3 protein-coding genes are annotated in these 2,439 nt (G+C 44.0%); all 3 read left to right on the top strand.

From position 1 onward, the window contains the following. A partial coding sequence (locus tag WEIDD23_RS13225) for a hypothetical protein (protein WP_207644214.1) occupies window positions 1–406 on the top strand: 406 nt, incomplete at its 5' end. A gap of 118 nt (window positions 407–524) precedes the next feature. Next, window positions 525–1,259, top strand: a complete 735-nt coding sequence (budA, locus tag WEIDD23_RS11250; protein WP_010369689.1) for an acetolactate decarboxylase — start codon at window positions 525–527, stop codon at window positions 1,257–1,259. A gap of 156 nt (window positions 1,260–1,415) precedes the next feature. Continuing rightward, complete coding sequence (locus tag WEIDD23_RS11245) at window positions 1,416–2,192, top strand: DUF6994 family protein (protein ID WP_010369686.1); 777 nt, start codon at window positions 1,416–1,418, stop codon at window positions 2,190–2,192. The last annotated feature ends 247 nt before the right edge of the window (window positions 2,193–2,439 follow it).

The following is a 2,439-nucleotide window of genomic DNA, read 5'->3' as shown; positions in this document are numbered from 1 at the left end:
GGAAATTGTTATGGTTTCTAAGCGTGGTTTGGCGAAGCGCTTTGCGACGGCTGAATCTAAGCTAACGACCAAGACATTGCGTAAGACGGTGGAAGCTTATCCGGTGAAGGATGGCAGTGATGAATTGCTGTTCGTACAACTGGTCAGCCAAACTGAAATTAAGAGCTTTGATATTATCGCCATTCGTGGTGAAGAATATAAGCGTATTAAGCTATCAGCCGTTAAGTTACAAGCTTCAGCGGCCGGTGCTGGTACACAGACATTTGTGGATAAGAAGAACTCAGCTGATTTGGACGCTGTTTACATTCTAAACGGTCCTGAAACAGATTTGTTGAAGGTTGCCGGCGTACAATTGCGTCAGCTACCGGTTCTACGTGAATCACAAACGTTCAAAAAGATCCAATAATAATAACGGGTGCTAATCAGTTGATTGGCACCGTTTTTTTGTAAAGACTAATTTTCAGTTATGTTCAGGTTTCAGGATTATAATAATCATCGAAGATAAAGATGAGGGGGTTGTAGAAATGACAACTGTTTATCAACATGGCACATTAGAAGCATTAATAGCTGGTCAACTAGGCGGTACAATGCCGCTTAGTGAGTTACTAAAGAACGGTGACACGGGAATCGGCACCTTACATGGCGTCGATGGTGAAGTGGTAATCCTGGATGGTGAGGTTTATCAAGCTGACGCAACTGGGACTGTAAATCACATTACCGATTTAACGGCCACAACACCATTTTCAACGGTGCATGACGGGCGCGATGTGACAGATCGAATCACGCTATCTGATGTAACGATGGCTAATATTGATTTAATTGAGAAGCGTCATTTGGCGAATAACTTCTCAGCGATTGTCTTACATGGTGTGATGGACCAAGTTTTAGTTCGCGTCGCACCAAAGGCGAATGAGCCATTCCCATCGTTACTCGAATTAACTAAGAATCAGCCAACGTTTGAACGGGCACACGTCGCGGGAACGTTAGTCGGCTACTATTCCCCAGAATTGTATCAAGGTGCCACGTCAGCTGGTTGGCACGTGCACTTTATTAGCGATGATCGCCAATTTGCGGGCCATGTCTTGGAATTTAGCGCTGCAGAATTAACCGGCGAATTAACGATATTCGATGATTTCCAGTTGCACTTGCCTATTAATGACGCATCATTCCGAGCGCATGAAGCAGTCAATATGTCGGAATTGGATGCCGACATTCACGCCGCCGAAGACGAGCAACCGGAACCGGTATTGAACAAGTAAACACATAAACAAATCAAACGACGACGAATTTCCAATAGAGATTCAGCCGTCGTTTTTATTTGTAGGTTATATAAGAGATATTAATGATGGAAATGCACAACTTAAGAACTCACCGATTTACGATGTGTTAAGCTATTTGGTAAGGAGATTATAGTTATGACGGATAAATTATTTTTTACATCGGAAGTCATTGGTGATAAGTACTCAACTGATCCAGACAGTGCTGGCAAGTCACGCAAGTTTTATGCAAAATATTGGGAAAATACATTATCACCGAACTGTACCGACTATAGTACGGCTGGTAAAGCAATTTATCGTGGTGACACGACGATATCTTTTAATACAATCGCCGGTAGTGTTTTACGACTTGTCATGACGGCAGATATGCCGCAGGGTAGTTTCGCAAGATTACAGGCAATCCAGTCATCCGAACTAATTACGGATGACCTGAAGAGACAGTTTACGGAATTTCAAAAGCTATATCATTCATTAGCCAATTTTTTGCCGTTGCCCGATGATAAATGGCATCGTCATACGAATATGAATACCGCTAAAGGGGCATCAGCCGCCTATCATGATTTTCCGGATTTGTTCTACCAAGCGGTCCATGATCAAGTGTTTGGTGGACCGAATGCAGTGGTTACGGAACCGGTCTTCACGACCAACAAGAGTCTAGCTTATTTCAAGCGGTTTAATGGTCAATGGCGTCAATTTGTGGAACAAAATTACTTGCAAGATTTCTTTACGGACGATACATATAATGAATTTATTCGCTTAGCTCCAACTGATACCGATATTGTGTTGTACAGGGCGAGAAAAGTGGTGACGCCAATGGACAGAGAAAATGGCATGGCTTATGCCCAATATTTTTTAACGACAGCAATGACGATTTTGAATAATCGTGCTAGTCGTTTGGCTGACAGTAAAAAATAGTAGTTAGTGAGGCCGTAGGTGATGCGGTCTTTTTTGGTACATCGCTTCGCAGTTACGCTGCCTAGAACTCTTAAGCTGCTGCAAGGTGGGTGGGATGTTTCCGGAGCGCTCAAAACCTTGGCAACATGCCGCATGGCCGGCGCTATCCGGATAAGCCCATACCGACCTGGAAGGCTTACGGGGAATTATTTGCCCGGCTGGATGGCGTCCGCGCCATTCGGTTGCCGATTTTGAGCTTTGTCGGAGG

This window comes from Weissella sp. DD23, from assembly GCF_001579105.1.
Taxonomy (GTDB): Bacteria; Bacillota; Bacilli; order Lactobacillales; family Lactobacillaceae; genus Weissella; species Weissella cibaria.
This window is presented reverse-complemented; position numbering and strand designations above follow the sequence as displayed.

What these genes read in the sequence shown, in the direction of transcription:
- WEIDD23_RS11245 (WP_010369686.1), top strand. Translation starts at nt 1,416, where the DNA reads ATGACGGATAAATTATTTTTTACATCGGAAGTCATTGGTGATAAGTAC.
- budA (WP_010369689.1), top strand. Translation starts at nt 525, where the DNA reads ATGACAACTGTTTATCAACATGGCACATTAGAAGCATTAATAGCTGGT.